Consider the following 20,381-nt stretch of genomic DNA (forward strand, 5'->3'; position numbering starts at 1 on the left):
TCCATTTCAATTGCTTTTAGATTGGTGGATTGCTTCCATTGCAGTTTGGGATTGGGATAACGTTGTATTTTGATGTGAAAATTGTTATGAAAATGCCTTATAATGAAGTTCAATATATAGACATTTGGTTAGGGGTGGGAATATGACACTTATTGAAAAAAGAGAACACCGGCAATATCCGGAAATTACCCGCCTAGAAACGTCGAGAGCTGCTTATGAGCGTGATTATTCACGCTTGATTCATTCGCCTACTTTTCGTAGGCTGCAAGGCAAATCTCAAGTGTTCGGGGCTGGCACGGGTGATTATTACCGGACGCGTCTAACTCATTCGCTTGAAGTCGCTCAGATTGCTCGTGAGGCAGCGAAAAGTCTGCTTAGATCTTATCCAGAGGTGGAGACAAGTAAAGCTGAGAACCCAGGACTTGTAATAGATCCAGAGGTTGTAGAATGCGCGGCCATTGCTCATGATTTTGGTCATCCTCCTTTCGGACATAAAGGGGAAGAGGTACTAGATAACATTCTGGACCAGCTTATTGAAAAGAAGACGAATGAGGCTGCTCTGCAATCTGGAGCAACGGGTGCAGATAGGCTGCTCATTCATGAGCAGATGAAGCAGCGCTATGAGCACTTTGAAGGCAATGCCCATAATTATCGGCTGATTATGTTTCTGGAGAAGCGGGAGAACATTGATGGATTAAATCTGTCGGATGCAGTGCTTCTCGGAATTAATAAATATCCGTTTCCTGGCACCTCACTGAAGAAGGGGATGTACCTTCACGAATGGGCATATATTTCGGAGATTCGCAAAGAGTGGGGAATTCCAGCAGGTAAGAAAACGTTGGAAGCTCAGCTGATGGACCTTTGCGACGATATCGCTTATTCTGCACATGATTTGGAGGATGGAATTAAGGCTGGAAAGATTGAAGTGCATGAACACTTTATGCATGATTCCTATATTCAGCGGCTGATCGTAGAGAAAATTTCAACGTTAGAGGATTTCTTCTGGAAGGGCTGGGAGGAGGAAGGTATCCGCGCTAAGGTCGAAGAGGTGCTTAGTTCATTTCTTCGAGTATGGATGGAAAAGATGCCAACCTGCGAGAACGACTATTCCAGAACTCGGCGTGAAGTTAAGGCTTATTGGGTTAGCACCTTTGTCGCAAGTCTTGGGGTGATTCCTGATGGAGACTGGAAGAAGGTCACCTTTATAAAGGAAGGAAAAGAAGATGAGGATATGCTACGGACCGTAAGTGTGCTGAAAAGCTTCGCTTGGGTCACGATGATTCGTGATTTACGAGTACAGCGGCTTCAGAAACGTAGTGAATGGATTCTGCGCCGTCTATGGGGAGCTTTTCTTGATCCGCAGACATCCAAAGCCATTATTCCATCGGACTGGCTGCAACGCTTTGAGAAGGATCAGAAACAAGCGAATCCTATTTGGACGTGGGAACATATGGTGATTGATTATATCGCAGGGATGACGGATGCCTTTGCTGAGAAGATATACAATGAGCTATACGGGTTGAAAGTCGGATCGATTTATGACTTGGATTAGATAAAAGAGAAGATTAAGTTAAGGCCAGCCTCCAATCCATTGGAGACTGGCCTTTTGTTTGTTTTTTATAGAACGGGGAATATTTTGTTAGTGTTTTGTTATTATTAATCTGACTATATTTATGTTTGTTAACCCTGAAATTCAGTGTTTTTTATAACAAAATAGCTATTTATAAAAATAAGTTATTGTTTGTTTGCTACTTTGGTGCTAATATAATAACTAAATTGTTATTGGTAATAAATGGGGAGGTTGATAAAGGAGTCGAATCTTCTGCTTGAGTAATAATGAAAACCTTTACAAAACGGGAGGGTAAAACGAATGAAGAGGTTCAAAAAAAGCTTTGCTCTATTTCTTACAGCAGTAATGCTCGTTACAATGGCTGTGCCTGCGCTAGCTAACGGAAAAACAAATGAAAACCTCAAGGCGCACTGGGCTGGAGAAAGTGTAGAGAAATGGCAGGGTAATGGTGTTATTCAAGGTTATCCGGACGGCTCTTTTAAGCCGGATCATAAAGTAACGCGTGCTGAGCTTGTAAGTATTATTAATAAGCTATTTGGATTTAGCACTCTTTCGGAAATGTCATTCTCGGATGTACCTGCTAAAGCTTGGTATGCAAGCGCTTTATCTATAGCGAAGCAAGCTGGCTATTACAAAGGTTTTCCTGATAATAAAGCGAAAGCGGATACTGAAGTAACTCGTCAAGATGCTGCAACATTAATTGCTTCTGTTTTTTCATTGGAGCCAGGCACTAAAGCGAGTGCCTTTACAGACCAAGCATCCATCAGCGCTTACGCTAAAGAGGCTACCCTAGCATTGAGTGGAATTCTATCCGGATATCCAGATGGTACATTTCGTCCGAACGACCCAATTACAAGGGCGGAGGTAGTCACTATCGTTGACAGATTGATTAGCGGCTACTACAACACAGCCGGTACATTCACTGGGGGAGATATCCATGGGAATATTGTCATTAACCAAAGTGGGGTTGAACTAAAGAATGTAGCTGCATCAGGCAACCTTTATTTTACCTCCGGTATTGGTGATGGTGAGGGTGTCTTGGAGAATGCAACAGTAAAAGGTAATGTACTTATATCTGGTGGTGGCGAGCATTCGATTCATTTAAAAAATTCTAAATTCGCTGTTGTAAAAGTGAATCGTCCTGAAGGAAAAGTTCGGGTCGTTATAGAGGATCGTACGGTCATCACTCAACTGACTATTGATAGTGCTTCTATTATAGAAGTAGGCTCAGGTTCTACAATCGATCAGCTTGTGATTGGTAACGGTGCAACGGGAACGTTGATTACAACAAAGGGTACCATTAGCAAGCTTGTAGTAAGTGCTTCCTCTGTAGTCTTAAATGGAGTGACTATAGTAGAAGGAACATACACTGTGAAGGATGGAGTTCTTGTAGGACAGGGAACAAGTGCACCGGCGCCTGGGGGCTCAGGTGGTACTAGTGTAGAGCCTACAGCAACGCCAGTACCGACGGCTACTCCGGAACCTACAGCAACGGCTGCTCCAACGGCAACACCAGAAGCTGGGGTTCATATCGTTGACGTAGATGCATCGGCTGCTACCAAATCGTTATTTGCTTATCTGGATAGCATGAGCGGCAAACAAGTTATGTTCGGTCATCAGCATGATACTACCGTCTCTTTTGCCGGAAAGGATAAGAACGGAAATGTTATTTCTGACGTATACAGCTCCACTGGTGATTATCCTGGGGTTTTTGGTTGGGACACCCTTAGTTTAGATGGATATGAGAATCCTCCTGGAGTTAGCGGAGATTATGAAGCGAGTAGATTAGGATTATCCGCTGCCATGAAGCAGGCTCATGATTTGGGTGGTATTGTAACGCTAAGTACACATCCGTACAATTTTGTTACGGGTGGAAGCTTTAACGATACAGGGAATTCCAAAGGAGCAACGCGCTCGGTAGTATCACGTATTTTGCCGGGCGGAGATAAGAATGGAGAGTTTAATAAATATCTAGATCGCATCTCTGATTTTGCGAACAATCTTAAGGATGACGATGGCAACCTGATTCCAGTTCTGTTCCGTCCTTTCCACGAACAAAATGGAGGTTGGTTCTGGTGGGGTGCGGCTACAACGACAAAGAGTGAATACGCGGAACTGTACAGATATACAGTTGAATACCTACGTGATGTTAAAGGCGTTCATAACTTCCTTTATGTATTCTCACCAAACGGATCTTTTAATGGAAATGAAAGTGAATATTTAACGACTTATCCAGGTGATCAATTTGTTGATATTCTTGGAATGGATCAGTATGACAACAAGGAGAATGCGGGTTCGGAGGCTTTCCTGGGTGGTCTTGTTAAAGACCTTAAGATGATTTCTCAGCTTGCTCAAGACAAAGGTAAGATTGTTACCCTATCTGAGTATGGTTATAGTGCTGCTGGTATGAAAACAACAGGCAATAATGAGCTTGAATGGTTCACTAAAGTATTGAATGCGATCAAGGCTGACCCTGATGCGGCAAAAATATCTTATATGCTGACTTGGGCGAACTTTGGTGAAGGTAATAATTTGTATGTTCCTTATAAGAATGTTCCTAATAAAGCAGATCATGAGTTGCTTCCTGATTTTGTGAATTTTTATAAAGATGATTTCACGGCTTTTGCGAGTGATGTGAAAGAAGATAATAAGTACAATCTCGAGGTTGAAGTGGCAGGAAAGAAACCTTTCCTCCACATTGTAACTCCGAATAATATCAGTACAGTAACAGATGCCGTGACCATCATTCGGGCCAAGGTACTCAATGCAGTGCCTAGCAAAGTGACTTATACTGTGGGTGATTCTGGAGTAGAGGTGGAAATGACGCTCGGTACAGACGGCTACTATAGCGCTTCATGGCAGCCAGACGCTTGTCTGAATGGCAGTTCAGCAGAGATTACAGTGAGGGCATATGGAACTGGAGATGCTACACTTGCACAGACTAATTCTGTATTCTTAAAAATCAATGAAGCGCCAATAAAGGTACTTACTTTTGATACTGACAAGGATTTGGAGCAAATCCAAAACAATGGTACTTGGTCAGGGCTCGCCAATAACGCAGAGACGATCAAGACGGTCTTGCAGCATGCGTCACTAGATGCTGACGGTAAGCTAGTTATTAACATTACTGAAGGGCTGTCTGCTGAGGATACTTGGCAGGAATTGAAGCTGCAATTGAATGATCTTGCATTGGATGGAGTGGATCTGTCTCAAGTTACACGTGTGAAGTTCTCCGTGTTAATTCCGGAGGCTGCACAGAATGAGGCTAACAATGCTGCGGTACGCAGTGTCATTCAGTTGCCACCAGATTGGGATACAAAGTATGGCATGGACTCATCCTATAAATCTTTGTCCGATCTTGAGAAAGTTAACGTGAGTGGATCACAGTATTATAAATTTGATGTTTCGATTGATCTGGATAATGCCGCTAAATCAACCGAAGCCACTGGTCTAGCGATATCTCTGGTTGGCAGTGGTTTGGAAGTGAAAGGTGAATTGCCAATCTATGTAGATAATATCGGTCTTTATAATACGTATACTGCACCTGTTGCTGACAAAGCACTGGTAGATAATTTTGAATCTTATGGCTCAAGTGATGAAGCACTGATAGCCAAATATCCTAAGGCTGGCGGAGATGATGTGAGCGTATCTTTAAGCTCCGAACATAAGGCATCCGGGGATTACGGAATGAAACTGCACTATACGATTAATAATGCAGGTTATACCGGAGTAGGTAAAAGTCTGGGTTCGCTGGACTGGTCCGACTATAATGCACTCAGTATGTGGGTAGCTTCCGATGGAGACAACGCTTATGCTGAGAAAGGTGAGCCGCTTAAGCTAGTGGTGCAGCTTGTCATTGATGGAGGATATTTCGAAGCCTATCCGGTCATTAATCCAGACAAGAACGGTAAAATAGTATTAAGTTTGAAGAATTTGACGGAGATGAGCTGGGGAAAAGCCGGACAGCTTACACAGGAAAGATTGAAGCAAGTTCAGAGCTTTAATTTGTATGTGAATGCGATGGACGGACAGAGCCACGAAGGTTCGCTCTACTTTGACGATATTCAAGCGGTCTATGACGGGACACTTCCGGATATGTCGGAAGAAGGAAATGGAGGTTCCCAGGGACATGAGCCTGGCGTGTTGTACGCCTTCGCTACAGAAGCTGATATTGCAGGATGGGCTACAACCAACGGTTCGTCTGCCAACGCTCAACCTCCAGTATTTGATGCCAATGAAGAAGCGGCAAGTGTACAATTTGATTTGATTAATACTGGCAATGATACAAATGGCAGCTCCAAAGAATCCTTCGAACTTGCTATTAATCCTGAGAAGCTGAATATTACAGGGCTGGATACGATCAGCGCTAAGGTTAAGCTCTCGAGTGGTGCAGCTAAAGCACGTCTATTCATCAAGACAGGTGCGGACTGGAAATGGAGCGACAGCGGTGATCCTGTGCCTGTAGATTCTAACGGTTATACGACCTTATCTATTTCCCTGCCTACTGCAGCAGCAGGGGTGGGCGTAGATTTGGCTGCTGTAAAGACGATTGGGATTAAAATTGAGGATGTTTCCAATGATGGAGGAACTGCGAAGCTTTATTTGAAGGAAGTATCTCTGGAGAAAGCTGTCCCGGATGTTCACTATGGCTTCGAGACGGGGAATGACGGTTGGGCTATCAATTCTGGTACAGCCACAGTATCTTCTGATGTATATGCTGAAGGTAATCAATCTTTGAAGCTTGATTTCGCATGGAATGGAGAGGATAAAGATCCTTTTATAGCAGCATCAAAAGTAGCTGCACTTGATCTGAGCTCATTCTCCAAGCTTACTGCTAAAGTTAGAATCGCCTCTGACCAGCCTGATGTTCAAGCGAAGCTGTTTCTTCAATTAGGTGGCTATGCAGTATGGGTAGATTCGGGTGCGAAGATAGCTGCTCAGGATGGATTCACGGAGTTCACGATTGATCTCAGCAACAATTCCATTCTATCGCCTGAGAATTTGAAGAAAGTAGATGCCATTGGCATTCAGTTTGTTACACCTTCTACGGCTGGAACCGCTACAGCTTATATTGACGAGATCATAGCTTCTAATTAAGCGCGCTGCGATCCAGGTGTGAAATAAGGGTCCCTGCATGTCCATTAGGATTGCCTAATAGATATGCAGGGACTATTTTGTATGATCAGTTTATAGTTAAAGATTTGAATAGTATTCAAGCGCTGTTCTTTCTAGTTCGGTGACAAATGCTTCTTTCCCATCCATATAAGCTTCAATGTCCTTCGGAAATTGATTCGCAAGATCCTCTTTTAGATTACCGTATTGTTCTGCTGCCTCGCCACTCATACCGAACTCGACCATACATTCGTAACCGAGCTCTGTCATTTGCGCGTTGAAGTCATCAATGACTTCGATATTTCGTACAACAGACATCATATCAATGATTGGTTTAGCTTTTAGCCCAGGAACAGAAGTGCTGCCCATATGGTGAATATCAATAAGTGCATCAGCGAAGATCTCTTTAATCTTACGAGATCTTCTTGGAAGATAAGATTCCATTCCTCATTGTATTGTGTACAGTAACATCTATTTCGCTAACCTCTCTTTATGCTTGATTCCTGGATTTTTTTATTATAGAACAAGTGTTCTTAATAATCAAATACTAAATTTAATATTGGCGGGCATAATCAACGAGATTTAGGGATGGAGTGCCAGTAGATAAATAGGAATTTATATTTTCGGTAAAAATATTTACGATTCGATTAGCGTATTGATCGGTTATGCCAGCAGAATGAGGAGTGATGACTACCTGTTCCATAGTCCAAAGTGGATGATCCTGCGGGAGGGGTTCGGTTTCGAATACATCCAATCCCGCACCACGAAGCTGACCGCGATTCAGTGCGTGGATTAGAGCCTCAGTATCAGTAGTTGCTCCACGTCCAACGTTAATGTAATAGGAGCCTTGTTTAAAGGCAGAGAAGATTGCAGTATTAAATAATTGCTTAGTTTCATCGGTGATAGGGAGAATATTGATGATGAAGTCGCCTTGGCTCACAGCTTCTGGCAGATGGTCAGTGGTATATACTTGATCAAAATCAGCGAGTGGCTTGCCTGAGCGACTTACTCCGATCGTCTTCATCCGGAAAGCTTTAGCGATTCTGGCAGTTTCGCTGCCGATGGCTCCAGTTCCAACAATAACGGCTGTCTTTCCGAACAATTCACTCTCACTTCCGTCAGAATTCCAGTAGCGGTTGATCTGATTGCGAACGGCTGTATGCAAATTACGTGTGAAGAGAAGCATGAAGCCAAAGATTACCGCAGAAATAGGCTCGGCATGCACTCCGCTCCCACTAGTCAATAGGATTCCACGTTCCTTAAAACGCTCTAACGGGAGCTTCTCAATTCCAGCAGACCAGGATTGGACCCAGCGAAGGGGCGAATCTGGACGAAGAAGCGTATCGGCGATGCCTTTAGCCCAGCCGATTACGATTTCAGCATCAGCTAGCAGCTGTAAATCCGGATTTTTGCCGTCACCTTGTATGAATGTATAACCGGGGGCTGCTGCTTTGATTCTTTCTTGTTGCTCGGCTGTCAGTGGTTGTAGACATACTATGGACTTAGTCATGATGTATTCCTCCTGCTCTAAGGTTTGATGAAAATGGATAATGTTATAGGATAAGGATACCAAATCTATAGGAGAAGGTGAAATTGATATGGATGCTAACGTGTCGGATAAAGATTCAGAACGATTATTTATTGCTGTGAAATTACCCGCAGAACTTGGGCAAGTTGTGGCGGAAGAGTGCTCTAACCTATCTCAAAAGTTTCATTTTGCAAAATGGACTCATCCAGAGGATTATCATATTACCCTGCAATTTTTAGGAGACACCCCAAAGACGAAAATCCCGGATTTAATCATGTCGTTGAAGCAGATGTCAGAGCAATGCCGCCCCTTCAAACTATCCTTAGACAAATGGAATACATTTGGTCTGCCAAAGGCTCCAAAAGTTTTATGGGCAGGGGTTTCTGGCGAACTAGAAGAGCTGAATTTACTGGCTGCGAGAGTACACACTGCTACACTTCCTTTAGGTTTTTCGGCCGAATCCAGGGAGTACAAACCACATCTCACAGTGGCTCGAAAGTACCTTGGAAAAATTTCATTTGATGATAAATTGCTGGAAAATTTACTGAAATTGGATGATGAAAAAAGATCAAAAATCTTTCATAGAGACTGGACGATTGATAGTTTTGTGTTGTATGCTACCAGAATGTATGCCATTCCTATGTATGAAATGATTGAAAATATTACATTTTAAAATCGGTATTTAAGTTTTCAAAGCTTCCGTTTTCGGTTACATACAATAGGAATGTGCCGTGAAATAGGAGGAATATCATGTTAATCTTTAAACAAAACCGCTGTATCGCGTTGCTTGTTGGCGTTATACTAGTGTGTTTCTCTGCCATAAGCTTAATGCAGCCTAATCAGGTTGCCGAGGGGAAAATAGATAATCTGCAGATGGATAAGCTGCAATCCACCAGCCGAGCATCAGTAATTAATTATTTGCAAGAAGAATCAAAATCTAGTAAGACGAGGGGCTCTACAAAAGTTTCACAAATGAATAAGCTTTACAGCACAGTTAACCTGTTCAGTTCCACTTGGAAACCAGAGCAGAGTGTGGAATGGCTTAGTAAGAATAAAATAAAGCCACAAAATACATCGCAGGCTTCCATAGTTCGGGTAAAGGCTGATGTGGCACAATCTAATTCAGCTGCGCAGAAAGCGACAGCGAAAAAGAGCGCTCAGACTGTGGTTAAGACAGTCTCGGCATCTCAGAAAAATCCCCTCACAACATTATACTTCTCTCGGACCGAGCTATTAAGCCAGGAGCAGCAAAGTAAAGCAACCCGGCGCTACGCAGTATCCGAAGAAGAACTGCTTCTGCTACAAAAAATTGTAATGGCAGAGGCGGAAGGTGAACCGTACCAGGGCAAGGTGGCAGTTGCCAACGTTGTTCTGAATAGGCTACGGTCAGCCAATTTCCCCGACACGATATATAAGGTCATTTATCAAAAGCATCAATTCAGTCCTGTAGCTAACGGGCGTCTTAAACGTGTCAAGCCTAATGATGATAGTATTAAAGCGGTGAACGCAGCGCTCTCTGGGGTGAAGGAAGTTCCCGATAGTACTTATTTTTTCCTATCGCTTAAGCTTGCGCAGGATCTTACCGTACATCATTCGCAGGAGTATGTGAAGACCATTGGTAATCATACGTTTTATAAATAATTGACCTTATCTGTGAACCTCAGCTATTTATAGGGTAAACTGGACTATATAACCCTGGAGGTGGAAGAATTGTCATGAAGATCACTTATTACGGACACTCAGCGCTGCTGGTAGAAACAGAGCAAGCGAAAGTTATTATTGACCCTTTTTTGTCAGGAAATCCGAACTCCGGTATTTCACCTGATGACATTACTGTAGATGCTGTCCTGCTGACTCACGGTCACTCGGATCATTTAGGTGATGCTGTGCAAATTGCCAAACAGAATGATTGTCCGATCTTTGCTGTTTTTGAGCTTGCAGAATACTGCCGAATGAAGGGTGCCAAGGTAAAACATATGAATATAGGCGGCAGTCATATTTATGATGCCATTACCGTTAAATATACTCAGGCGTTTCATTCCTCATCGATTCAGGAAGGCGACGTTTGGATTTATGCTGGACAACCCGCAGGTATTTTATTGACGATTGAGGGGAAGACGTTATTCCATGCAGGTGATACCGCACTATTCAGCGATCTGCGTCTGATTGGTGAAAGAACTGCGATTGATTTGGCGGCTCTGCCAATTGGCGATATGCTGACCATGGGACCGGATGATGCGCTCCTTGCTGCGCGCTGGCTTCAAGCGGACAAGGTCATACCACTTCATTACAATACATTTCCGGATATTGCTCAGGATGCTATGGATTTCTGTAATCGTCTGCGACAAGAGGGGATAGAGGGATTCCCGCTTAAAGCTGGTGAAAGTATAGAAATTTAATAAATCCTGATTACATGTCTATACAAAAAAAGCAGATAGCCGGGAATTTCCCTGGCTACCTGCTTTTCTTTATGGTGTAATGCACACAGGCTCTTCGCCTCGGGCTTGAGATCTTGCTCCTCTGATATCAGCTGTTTTGTCTGCGGGGTTGCCTAACATCTGCAGAACGGTAGTCGCGCAACTTTGCGGTTGATGTTTATCAGGGGCTAGACGGCGTTTACGCTGTTCTTCGAGAACAGAATACTCACGGAGCATCATAGAGAACCATTTATTCACTACCTCACAGTCAAGTACCTCTGCTAGCCCTAGCTCTACGAAATATTGGCAGTTTTTCTCTTCCTGACCTGGAATAGCTTTATAGAAGAGCATTGGGATTCCCTTAGCCTGACCTTCGGTACAGGTCATACCGCCAGGCTTTGTGATTAGAAGGTCGGAAGCATCCATAAGTTTATTGATTTCACTGGTGTATCCAAGAATCCTGACGTTAGGATGATTAAGCCTTGGATTGGACTTCATTTTGGCTATAAGCTTCTCGTTACTGCCCATACAGAAGATGAGTTGGATGTTATCCATTCTGGCTGTGAGTGAATTCATAATCTCTTTGCCGAACATCAGTCCCCAGCCTCCACCCATGATGAGAACAGTAGGGATATCGGCTAGACCTAGTTCCTTGCGGAGCAGCGTCTTGTTGGATCGTTCCCAGAACTTCGGATGCACAGGAATGCCTGTGACCGTTACAAGCTCAGGAGCAATCCCTCGGCCTGTTAGAATTGATTTGACGCGTGGGGTAGAGACGAGATATCGGTTGACCTCGGAATTTACCCAGCTACCATGTGCATCATAATCTGTAATTAACGTATACAGCGGGACCTCCAATCCACGACGCTTTAGTCTGGAAATGACAGCGGCCGGAATGGGGTGTGTGCAAATAATCAAATCAGGCTTTAGCTGCTCGATTACTTGAGAGGCATGTGTATAAAAAATCCGGTGAAGTGCCATCTTAGTCAACGGGTTCAATGATTTATGATATTGTGTCTTATACATCATGCCGACCAGCTTAGGCTGGCTGCTAACTGTTTTTCGGTAAGCGGAAAGAATCCATGGGGCGACCATCGGGTTAAGAAATTTACCTAGCTCGATGACTCGGCACTGGACATCCGGATTCAGCAGCTTTATTCCTTCGGCCAGAGCATAGGCTGCTCCTGTGTGGCCCGTACCGAAGCCTTCCGAAAACAGCAGTACTCTTTTCTTTCGCATAAGTTCACCTGCTACTTTCCTTTTCAATAGAAATGCGGAATTTCTTCTTAAATAGATGAGGGAAAACTGTTCTCTACTCACATTATACAAATAAGACGTAAATAGAAAGTTAAAACCCTGCAATAAATAAAAAAATAAAAGATTTTCTAAAGTATTGCAAACTGCAAAGCTACATGTTAAAGTAATGAATGACCAATTGACCGGATTAGTAAAGTGGTCAGATAGTCAGCGGTAATGATATTTTCTGGAGAAAGGAAGTGGGCACAGGTGGCAGTGGTGGATCGAAGACAGCAGGTGCTTCAGGCCGCAGCAAAATCATTTTCATTATTCGGCTATAAGGCGACTACCATGGATCAGGTTGCTAAGATCGCAAATGTCGGGAAAGGAACCATCTACACCTTTTTTACAAACAAAGAGCAATTGTTTGATGAGATCCTGCGCGATATGATGGTAGAAATGAAGATGATTGCTGATCGCGAGATCAGGCGAGACAGACCTTTCTTTGATAACCTGCATCGTGTGCTGGATGCCCTGCTGGAATTTCGAAGTGAGCAGGAGCTATTCATCAAGCTTTCCCAGGAGAGTCGCGAATTCGGAACGCCGCAGGCAGGAGAAGGGCTCGAGAAGATCGAGAACTTAGTTTTAGAATATTTAGAACGGGAGGTGCAACAAGCCCTTGAAAAGGGAGAAATCAAACCTTGCGATCCTAAAATCGTATCTGTAGTCATGTTCAGGCTATATATTGTATTGACTGCTGAACTGAATAAAACACATACTCCCTTGGACAAGGAACAGATCAAGATGTACTTTCATTTGTTTCTCGCCGAAGGATTGGCACAGTAAGCGTTGATTCAGGATAGGGATGGCGTGATCAGATTGCTTTCCCTTAACAATTTCCAAGCTGTTTTAGGCATTGAAGAAGAGCCGAAAGGCGTTTTTTTATCCCCTAAATTGACCAGATGGGGAAAACGGTCACCTAGTGTTACGTAATATTTCGCAAACAAAGCATTTTAAAGAGAGCATAAGCTCATAAGGAGAGAACCAGAATGAAATCATTATCCGTATTTACCAAGGATCTTGGCGCAGCACTGAGAAATCCAAAGGTGCTGATTCCGATGATTGCCATCCTATTTATTCCGGTGATGTATAGCGGATTCTTCCTAAAGGCATTCTGGGATCCGTATGGCAAGATGAATGAGTTACCGGTTGCTGTTGTCAACCAAGACGTCGGTGCTAATTATGAAGGAAAACAACTTCAGGCCGGAGATGATCTGGTTGAAGAGCTTAAGGTAACCGATGGCTTTCAATGGAACTTTGTTTCACTAGAAGAAGCGCAAGCAGGAATGAAGGACAATACCTATTATATGGCGATTATTGTTCCAGAAGACTTCTCTGCTAAAGCAACAACGCTTTTGGATGATGAACCACAACCGGCAAAAATTATTTATGAGCCAAATGAAGGCTACAACTTCCTGGCCGGACAGATCGGTGGAACGGCTGTATCAGAAATTAAATCTAAAGTATCCGCTAAGGTAACAGAGGCTTATGTGGAGTCTGTATTCAATCAGATTACAGAAGTTTCTGATGGATTGGGCGAGGCGGGAGATGGAGCTTCCAAGATCGCAGATGGCGCTGGTAAGCTAGATGACGGAGCCTTGAAGCTGAAAGATAATCTTCTTGTACTGACAGATGGTACAGGTAAACTTCAAAATGGTGTAGAACCACTTACTAAAGGTGTGTCTGATTTAAATTCAGGTGCTACTGCAATTCAAACGGGTTCTAGCACTTTGGCAGGCGGTTTGCAACAATTGTCGGCTGCTCATACACAGCTTCAAGATGGCGTTGCACAAAGCGCTGCCGGCAGTAAACAGCTTAGTGACGGCTTGAAGCAAGCTGTAACAGGTGCCACACAGCTTCAAGCAGGTACGAAGTCTGCTGTAGATGGTACTACTAAATTACAAGCAGGAACACAATCTTTAGTTGACGGCAGCGCGAAGCTGGAAGCAGGTCTAACCTCTTCCGTGGATGGCAGCGCGAAGCTGGAGGCAGGCTTGCAGGCTTCCGCAGAAGGTAGCACAAAGGTTACTGAGGGCGCTAAAGCGGTCGCTCAAGGCTTGCAGCAATTGGCACAGGCTAGTCCTGAGTTGGCACAGAATCCGGCCGTACAGAAGCTCCTAGCAGCTAGTGCAGCTGTTGCACAAGGTAGTGAGCAACTGCAACAAAGTCAAGAGCAGCTGGCACAGGGTGCTACTGCACTCCACAGTGGGCAAGAGCAACTGGCACAAGGTGCAACTCAACTGCACTCAGGTTCACAGCAGGTAGCTGCTGGTGTAACTCAGTTGCATGATGGAGCAGAGCAATTAAATGCTGGTAGCACACAGCTTTTGACAGGACAGCAAAAACTGGCACAAGGTGCATCTGCACTTGTAACAGGTGGCAATAAGCTGAATGCAGGGATGCAACAATTTGGTGCGAAGCTTAAAGAAGCTGCAGCTGGAGGCAGCAAGCTGGCTGAAGGCGGTAAAGCGCTTGGCGATGGTACCTCAAAACTGCTAAGTGGTGTAGGCGAACTAGGTTCCGGTATTAGTGCTGTAGCAGATGGTTCGAAAAAACTGGCTGACGGTGCAGGCGAGCTGAAAGATGGTATGGATGATCTGAAATCTGGATCAACAGAACTGGCAACTAAGCTTAGCGATGCTGCTGAAAAAACAGGCAGCGTGAATAAGTCAGATAAAATGATGGAAATGTTCGCACAACCGGTTGTGATTGAGGATCAAGTTGTAAATCATGTACCAAACTACGGAACAGGGTTTGCTCCTTACTTCTTATCTCTTGGGTTGTTCGTAGGTGCACTGATTTCTACAATTGTTATTCCAATGCGTGAATCAGCTGTAATAGGCGCAAGCCGTATGAATCGTTTTATCAGCCGTACGCTTACGTTCTCAATCATGAGCTTTATCCAGTCTATGCTGGCTGCTGTGGTTGTATTGTACGGACTTGGACTAGAAGTACAAAGTGTACCGCTATTCTTCCTATTTACATTCTTGACTAGTCTAGTTTACACATGGGTAGTTCAATCCATTGTTACTTGGTTGGATCAACCGGGACGTTTTGTTGTTATCGTTATTCTTATTTTCCAATTAACAACTAGTGCCGGAACATTCCCACTTGAATTGATCCCGAACTGGATGAAATTCTTTAACCCACTGCTTCCTATGACTTACACAGTTAGTGGTCTTAAATCAGTAATTTCTACAGGGGACTTCAGTGCAATGTGGAGTGACGTAGGTGTTCTTGCAATCTTCGGTCTTGGGTTCCTTGCTCTTACTTTCGCTTACTTCATGACCCGCAGTCGGGACAATGAAGCTGGAATGAACAGTGAACAAGCTATGACTGTATAATTTGAAAAAAAGTAATTAAAAAGCGTCTCCTCCGGGAGGCGCTTTTTTTTTGAGTTTAAATCATAGAACCCTTTTTCTTGCAAACATTCAAGGGTGATGAAAATTCTTGAAACGCTTTCATTGCATAAGTTCTTATGCGTCATTTATGCATAATTATACATAGATGAGTTTTTTTAAACTTTTGTCCACTAAAGCTGTGTCGCAAAAAGAAATGTTAATCAGCATCATAAAAAAGTTTAAATTGCGCTGTTGTCACCCCGGTGATAAAATAATAGCACTAATCTGGCTTGAATAATTATTAAAATTTTAATCTGAAAAATTTTCCAAAGATTACGCCATACTTTATAATAGAAAGGTTGCGTTCGATGAGACACACTGAACTGCCCGGAAAACAGGGCCTGTATGATCCCCAGTTCGAAAAAGATGCTTGCGGCATGGGATTTGTAGCCCATATTAAAGGCAAACCGTCCCATGATATTGTTAGTAACGCTTTAACAATGCTCTTTAATATGGAGCATCGTGGCGGACAAGGTAGCGAACCCAACTCTGGTGACGGAGCAGGTATCATGCTTCAAATTCCGCACCGTTTCTTTGTTAGTGAAGCCCAGAAGCTTGGCTTTGCTTTGCCGGAACAAGGCCATTATGGCGTAGGTATGATTTTTCTATCTCATAACGAGAAAGTTCGGGCTCAACATGAGGCTCTCTTAAGCAAAATTATTGCTGAAGAAGGTCAGGAAGTACTCGGCTATCGTGATGTACCTACCTATGATGAAATGCTTGGCAAAACTGCGAAGGCTGCAAAGCCTTTTGTGCGCCAAGTGTTTATCGGTCGCTCGGCCTCGGTTACGAACGAATTGTCTTTTGAGCGTAAGCTTTATGTCATCCGCAAACGTGCAGAGCTTGCGATTCGCTACGGTGGTGTAGAAGAGGCTGAAGCCTTCTATATCCCAAGCTTGTCATGTCGTAAGATCGTGTACAAAGGCATGCTGACTACAGAACAAGTCGGACAATTCTACCTGGATTTGCAGAACGAAGAGCTGGAATCAGCAATCGCGTTAGTTCACTCCCGTTTCAGTACGAATACCTTCCCAAGCTGGGAACGTGCGCATCCCTACCGCTTTATGATCCACAATGGTGAGATCAATACCTTGCGCGGAAATGTGAACTGGATGCATGCTCGCCAGTCGCTATTCAAGAGTGAAGTGTTCGGCGAAGATCTGAGTAAGATCAAACCTGTTATAAACCCGGATGGATCGGACACTGCAATGTTCGATAATACCTTTGAGTTTCTTTATTTGAGCGGACGCTCCTTGACACAAGTAGCCATGATGATGGTTCCTGAACCATGGAGCAATCATGACAGTATGGACGCCGACAAGAAAGCTTTTTACGAATACCACAGCACTTTGATGGAACCATGGGACGGACCTGCTGCAATGGGCTTTACAGATGGTGTGCAAATCGGCGCTATTCTGGATCGTAACGGCTTGCGCCCTGCTCGTTATTATGTAACAAAGGACGACATGATTATTCTATCCTCCGAAGCGGGTGTACTGGACATTCCAGCAGAGGACATCTTATATAAAGACCGCCTGAAGCCTGGACGCATGCTGCTCGTGGATACGAAGGAAGGCCGTATTATCTCCGATGAGGAAGTCAAATCGGCTATCGCCACTGAGAAGCCTTACCGCCAGTGGCTGGATGAGCATTTGATCAGTCTCGAAGAGCTTCCAGATGCGCCTGAGCTACCAAATCCTAAGCATGACAATGTGCAGCAGCTGCAGCAAGCGTTCGGCTATACTTTTGAGGACTTGCGCAAGGTGCTTGAACCAATGGCATCTACTGGCGCTGAAGCTGTAGGTTCCATGGGTTATGATGCGCCGCTCGCTGTGCTTTCAGACCGTCCGCAGCGTCTATATAACTATTTCAAACAAATGTTTGCTCAGGTAACGAATCCACCAATCGATGCTATTCGCGAAGAGCTGGTTACCTCTACTACGACTACAATTGGACCAGAGCGTAACTTGCTTAAACCAGAACCAGAAAGCTGTCGCCAAATCTCGCTGCACACACCGATTCTTTCGAATGAAGACTTTGCTAAAATTCGTCATGTTCGTCGTGCAGGCTTCAAGTCGATGTCTATTCCGATTCTTTTCCCAGCTGAGCTCGGAGCAGAAGGAATGCGTATCGCACTTGAGCGTATGAACGAGGCTGCTGATCGCGTTATGGCTAAAGGTCATAACATTCTGATTCTGACGGACCGCGGTGTGGACCGTGAGAATGCTGCGATTCCTGCTCTACTTGCGGTATCGAGCTTGCATCACCATCTGATCCGGCAAGGAACACGGACAAAAGTTAGTATTTTGCTTGAATCCGGTGAACCTCGTGAAGTCCATCATTATGCACTTCTGCTTGGTTATGGTGTGAGTGCAGTCAATCCGTATCTGGCCTTTGAAAGCTTGGATGATATGATCGGCCAAGGCTTACTGCGGGGAATCTCGCATGAGAAGGCTGTGAAGAACTATATTAAAGCTGCGACTAAGAGCGTAGTTAAGATTCTTTCCAAAATGGGGATTTCGACTATTCAATCCTACCGGGGCGCGCAGATCTTTGAAGCTGTGGGTCTGAACTCGGAATTCGTGGATCGTTACTTTACTTGGACACCTTCCCGCATTGGCGGTATTGGTCTGGAGGAAGTAGCAACCGAGGCACTTATCCATCATAACCGTGCTTTCACGGAAAAAGACGGAAATGATAAAGTGCTTGATTCCGGTGGTGATTATCAATGGCGAAACGATGGGGAAGATCATTTGTTCAACCCACAGACCATTCATCTGCTTCAGCACTCAGTGCGTAGTGGAGATTATAAGATGTACAAGAAATATGCTGCACTTGTTCAAGGTGAAAGTGAGAAGCATCTGACGATTCGTTCCTTATTACAGTTCAAGTCAGCTTATGAACCGATTCCATTAGAAGAAGTAGAGCCAGTGGAGTCCATTATGAAACGGTTCAAGACGGGTGCGATGTCCTTTGGTTCCATTAGTAAGGAAGCGCATGAGACCCTCGCTATTGCAATGAACCGGATCGGTGGTAAGAGTAATACTGGTGAGGGCGGAGAAGATCCAGCCCGCTATATCCCGGACAGCAACGGCGATTCCCGTCGCAGTGCGATTAAACAGGTAGCTTCCGGACGTTTTGGAGTTACATCTAACTACCTTGTTAACGCTGATGAGATCCAGATTAAGATGGCTCAGGGTGCTAAACCAGGGGAAGGCGGACAGCTTCCAGGGCGTAAAGTTTATCCATGGGTGGCTGAAGTGCGCGGTTCAACAGCTGGTGTGGGCTTGATTTCACCTCCGCCGCATCATGATATTTATTCGATTGAGGATTTGGCAGAGCTGATCTACGATCTGAAGAATGCTAATCCACGTGCAAACATTAATGTTAAGCTCGTCTCTGAAGTCGGAGTAGGTACGATTGCTGCTGGCGTAGCCAAAGGGCGCGCTGATATTATCCTGGTAAGTGGCTATGACGGGGGTACAGGTGCATCTCCGATGAACTCCATTCGTCATGCAGGTCTTCCATGGGAACTTGGCTTGGCCGAAACGCATCAGACGTTGATGCTGAACAATCTGCGTGACCGCGTTGTACTGGAAACAGACGGAAAAATGCTTAGCGGACGCGATCTAGCCGTAGCTGTATTACTGGGTGCTGAAGAGTATGGCTTCGCTACTGCTCCGTTAGTAGCTGTGGGTTGTATCATGATGCGTGTCTGCCAAATGGATACTTGTCCGGTTGGTGTAGCGACACAAAATCCAGATCTTCGTAAGAACTTTACGGGTGATCCACAGCATGTAGTTAACTTTATGACCTTTGTGGCACAGGATTTACGCGAAATTATGGCGAGTCTTGGCTTCCGTACGATTGAAGAGATGGTTGGCCGTACAGATTGCTTAGACGCTGCTCAAGCTTCGCAGCATTGGAAGAAGAAGGGCGTAGATTTGAGTAGTCTGCTGCATGTACCGGAAATGCCAGAGGGAAGCACACGCTTCTGCAGTAAACGTCAGAATCATGGTCTGGAAGAGACGCTTGATGTCTCTAAACTGCTGGATCTGGCTGCACCTGCACTGGAATCAGGAACGGCTGTAGAAGCATCGTTACCGATTACGAACGTTAATCGTGCCGTTGGAACCATCCTTGGTAGCGAGCTGACACGTAAATACGGGGCAGCCGGCTTGCCTGATGATACGATTCGTCTTCATTTCACCGGTTCTGCTGGTCAAAGCTTAGGTGCATTCGTGCCTAAGGGGATCACACTTACGGTGGAAGGCGATTCCAATGACTACGTTGGTAAGGGACTGTCGGGTGGTAAGATTATTATCAAACCATCTCCAAAAGCTACCTTTGCAGCTGAGGACAATATCATTATCGGAAATACTGCTTTTTACGGAGCAACAGCTGGAGAAGCTTATATCAACGGTATCGCCGGTGAACGTTTTGCCGTTCGTAATTCTGGAGCGAAGGTTGTTGTAGAAGGTGTGGGTGACCACGGTTGTGAATACATGACTGGAGGCCGTGTGGTTGTTCTTGGTGAAACTGGCCGTAACTTTGCGGCAGGGATGTCCGGTGGTATCGCTTATGTTTACGATCCAGAGAGATCCTTCATCGGCCGCTGCAATCTCGAGATGGTACTTCTCGAGAGAGTGGAAGAGCCAGAAGAGATCGAAGAGCTGCGCGAGCTGATTAGCCGTCATGTAGAGCTTACAGGCAGTAAGGCGGGAGCGCGGGTATTGGATCAGTGGGCAGATAGCTTGCCGAAGTTTGTTCGTGTTATTCCGAAGGATTACAAACGGATGATGGAGCAGATTCGCAAAGTAGAGCAAACCGGATTGACCGGCGAGGCTGCTTTGATGGCTGCATTTGAAGCGAATATGCGCGAGCTTGCACGTGTAGGTGGCTAAATAACTGCATTCTGAATAAACAGGTAATATTGAATGAAGTGATATAAGGGACTTGGACTCTTTCGTTTGCGGGAGGCCAGGTCCCTTTTTGTTCAAATCGAATCCTCGTTCTAAACAACGTTAGACTGTTTCTTTTTTGTAATTTTCTGAAAA

General features: G+C 44.6%; 11 protein-coding genes. 8 read left to right on the forward strand and 3 right to left on the reverse strand.

Annotated features, from left to right (window positions below; all coding sequences use genetic code 11):
- The first annotated feature begins 142 nt into the window (after positions 1-142).
- Both MHI27_RS05000 and MHI27_RS05005 read left to right on the forward strand, forming a co-directional pair.
- A complete protein-coding gene (locus MHI27_RS05000) occupies positions 143-1,552 on the forward strand; it encodes a dGTP triphosphohydrolase (RefSeq protein WP_339245170.1) in 1,410 nt (469 codons plus the stop codon).
- A gap of 318 nt (positions 1,553-1,870) precedes the next feature.
- Complete coding sequence (locus tag MHI27_RS05005) at positions 1,871-6,667, forward strand: glycosyl hydrolase (protein ID WP_405175740.1); 4,797 nt, start codon at positions 1,871-1,873, stop codon at positions 6,665-6,667.
- Positions 6,668-6,763: 96 nt separating this feature from the next.
- Here the strand turns inward: MHI27_RS05005 and MHI27_RS05010 are convergent, their stop codons facing one another.
- Positions 6,764-7,126 carry a GrpB family protein gene (locus MHI27_RS05010; protein ID WP_405175741.1) on the reverse strand — a complete coding sequence of 121 codons (363 nt, stop codon included), beginning with the start codon at positions 7,124-7,126 and terminating at the stop codon, positions 6,764-6,766.
- Between the two features lie 109 nt (positions 7,127-7,235).
- Entirely contained in the window at positions 7,236-8,192 is a 957-nt protein-coding gene (locus MHI27_RS05015) for a D-2-hydroxyacid dehydrogenase (protein ID WP_405175742.1), read from the reverse strand.
- 88 nt (positions 8,193-8,280) lie between these two features.
- On the opposite strand from MHI27_RS05015, the gene thpR reads away from it, so the two are divergent.
- The 3 genes from thpR to MHI27_RS05030 all read left to right on the forward strand — a co-directional run bounded on the left by thpR (position 8,281) and on the right by MHI27_RS05030 (position 10,609).
- Positions 8,281-8,883 carry an RNA 2',3'-cyclic phosphodiesterase gene (gene thpR / locus MHI27_RS05020; protein ID WP_379423294.1) on the forward strand — a complete coding sequence of 201 codons (603 nt, stop codon included), beginning with the start codon at positions 8,281-8,283 and terminating at the stop codon, positions 8,881-8,883.
- Positions 8,884-8,960: 77 nt separating this feature from the next.
- Complete coding sequence (locus MHI27_RS05025) at positions 8,961-9,851, forward strand: cell wall hydrolase (protein ID WP_042185228.1); 891 nt, start codon at positions 8,961-8,963, stop codon at positions 9,849-9,851.
- A gap of 74 nt (positions 9,852-9,925) precedes the next feature.
- Positions 9,926-10,609, forward strand: coding sequence for a metal-dependent hydrolase (locus MHI27_RS05030; protein WP_339245178.1), 684 nt, complete (start codon positions 9,926-9,928; stop codon positions 10,607-10,609).
- Positions 10,610-10,678: 69 nt separating this feature from the next.
- Here the strand turns inward: MHI27_RS05030 and MHI27_RS05035 are convergent, their stop codons facing one another.
- Complete coding sequence (locus MHI27_RS05035) at positions 10,679-11,866, reverse strand: MGDG synthase family glycosyltransferase (protein ID WP_076299152.1); 1,188 nt, start codon at positions 11,864-11,866, stop codon at positions 10,679-10,681.
- A 267-nt stretch (positions 11,867-12,133) separates the two neighbouring features.
- On the opposite strand from MHI27_RS05035, the gene MHI27_RS05040 reads away from it, so the two are divergent.
- The 3 genes from MHI27_RS05040 (at position 12,134) to gltB (ending at position 20,228) form a co-directional block, all read left to right on the forward strand.
- The gene (locus tag MHI27_RS05040; protein WP_179085738.1) at positions 12,134-12,709 is read left to right on the forward strand and encodes a TetR/AcrR family transcriptional regulator; all 576 of its coding nucleotides are present in this window, start codon (positions 12,134-12,136) and stop codon (positions 12,707-12,709) included.
- A gap of 203 nt (positions 12,710-12,912) precedes the next feature.
- On the forward strand, positions 12,913-15,267 hold the full coding sequence (locus MHI27_RS05045; RefSeq protein ID WP_405175743.1) for a YhgE/Pip family protein: 2,355 nt from the start codon (positions 12,913-12,915) through the stop codon (positions 15,265-15,267).
- Positions 15,268-15,632: 365 nt separating this feature from the next.
- The gene (gltB, locus tag MHI27_RS05050) at positions 15,633-20,228 is read left to right on the forward strand and encodes a glutamate synthase large subunit (protein ID WP_405175744.1); all 4,596 of its coding nucleotides are present in this window, start codon (positions 15,633-15,635) and stop codon (positions 20,226-20,228) included.
- Positions 20,229-20,381: the final 153 nt, after the last annotated feature.

This window comes from Paenibacillus sp. FSL H8-0261 (genome assembly GCF_045040645.1).
Lineage (GTDB): Bacteria > Bacillota > Bacilli > Paenibacillales > Paenibacillaceae > Paenibacillus_AQ.

Excerpts from the sequence above, each read along its gene's own strand:
- MHI27_RS05000 (WP_339245170.1), top strand. The coding sequence starts at position 143 with ATGACACTTATTGAAAAAAGAGAACACCGGCAATATCCGGAAATTACC.
- MHI27_RS05005 (WP_405175740.1), top strand. The coding sequence starts at position 1,871 with ATGAAGAGGTTCAAAAAAAGCTTTGCTCTATTTCTTACAGCAGTAATG.
- MHI27_RS05010 (WP_405175741.1), bottom strand. The coding sequence starts at position 7,126 with ATGGAATCTTATCTTCCAAGAAGATCTCGTAAGATTAAAGAGATCTTC.
- MHI27_RS05015 (WP_405175742.1), bottom strand. The coding sequence starts at position 8,192 with ATGACTAAGTCCATAGTATGTCTACAACCACTGACAGCCGAGCAACAA.
- thpR (WP_379423294.1), top strand. The coding sequence starts at position 8,281 with ATGGATGCTAACGTGTCGGATAAAGATTCAGAACGATTATTTATTGCT.
- MHI27_RS05025 (WP_042185228.1), top strand. The coding sequence starts at position 8,961 with ATGTTAATCTTTAAACAAAACCGCTGTATCGCGTTGCTTGTTGGCGTT.
- MHI27_RS05030 (WP_339245178.1), top strand. The coding sequence starts at position 9,926 with ATGAAGATCACTTATTACGGACACTCAGCGCTGCTGGTAGAAACAGAG.
- MHI27_RS05035 (WP_076299152.1), bottom strand. The coding sequence starts at position 11,866 with ATGCGAAAGAAAAGAGTACTGCTGTTTTCGGAAGGCTTCGGTACGGGC.
- MHI27_RS05045 (WP_405175743.1), top strand. The coding sequence starts at position 12,913 with ATGAAATCATTATCCGTATTTACCAAGGATCTTGGCGCAGCACTGAGA.
- gltB (WP_405175744.1), top strand. The coding sequence starts at position 15,633 with ATGAGACACACTGAACTGCCCGGAAAACAGGGCCTGTATGATCCCCAG.